The organism is Sinorhizobium medicae (assembly GCF_007827695.1).
Lineage (GTDB): Bacteria > Pseudomonadota > Alphaproteobacteria > Rhizobiales > Rhizobiaceae > Sinorhizobium > Sinorhizobium medicae.
Map to the genome: position 1 here is coordinate 1 of NZ_VITA01000067.1, position 1,201 is coordinate 1,201.

Sequence of the window (1,201 nt, forward strand, 5' to 3'; positions counted from 1 at the left end):
TCCATGTAGCCGCAAAGTTAAAGTGTCCTGTTTCTGCAATGTAAGAATGTCACTCTCCCCGGGTTTAGATGACCTGGGAGATTGCGGATGGGATTGATTGCGATGAGCGAGCGTGATCTGCAGCGGATTGAGGTTTTGTCGAAGGTCATCGATGGTCGGATGACGCTGGTAAAGGCCGCTCATGTTCTGGGGTTAAGCACGCGCCAGGTGCGTCGACTGCTGGAGCGGATCCGGACGGATGGTGCCGCATCGATCCGGCACAAGGCGATCGGTCGGCCATCGAACAACCGGATCAGCGACGGCGTTCGGGATTATGCAGTGACGCTGGTTCGCGAACGCTATGCCGACTTTGGTCCGACGCTAGCGGCAGAGAAGCTTGCCGAGCGCGATGGCTTGCGGGTGTCGCGCGAGACCTTGCGCAAATGGATGGCGGAGGCCGGACTTTGGCTGTCGCGCAAGCAGCGGCGCACCTTCCACCAGCCACGATTGCGACGCGAGGCCTATGGCGAGCTGGTGCAGATCGATGGATCGGAGCACCGCTGGTTCGAGGATCGCGGTGATCCATGCTCGCTGCTGGTGTTCATCGATGATGCGACCGGCAAGCTGATGCAGTTGCGTTTCGTGCGCTCGGAAAGTGCGTTCAGCTATTTCGAGGCGCTGGAGCTTTATCTCAAAAATCATGGTGCTCCGGTCGCCTTCTATTCCGACAAGCATTCCGTGTTCCGGGTGGCGAAGAAAGACGCCAAGGGCGGCCAGGGCATGACCCAGTTCGGGCGTGCGCTTTCAGAGCTAAACATTGAGATTCTTTGTGCAAATTCGAGCCAGGCGAAGGGTCGGGTCGAGCGGATGAACCGGACGCTGCAGGACCGTTTGATTAAGGACCTGCGCCTGGAGGGCATCTGTGGCATGGACGACGGCAACGCCTTCCTGCCTCGGTTCATGGAGGGCTATAACCGGCAGTTTGCCATTACCCCTGCCCGACCTGATGATCTGCACCGGTCGCTGAATCTTGCCCCGGATCGGCTCAAGGAGATCCTGTGCAAACGCGAGCAGCGCTACGTCGGTGCGCAGCTGACGTTTTCGTTCGAGCGCCAGCGGATCATGCTTGAGGAGACCGAGGTGACGCGCGGGCTGGTCGGTCGCTATGTCGAGACCTACGCCTATGCCGACGGCCGGCTCGATGTGCGGTGGAAAGGCCATT

The 1,201-nt window shown here is 59.6% G+C and carries 1 protein-coding gene; it reads left to right on the forward strand.

The window, feature by feature from the left end:
• Nucleotides 1–87: 87 nt before the first annotated feature.
• Nucleotides 88–1,201, forward strand: a 1,114-nt coding sequence (locus tag FB009_RS32575; protein WP_145162749.1) for an ISNCY family transposase, incomplete at its 3' end; no start/stop codon positions are given.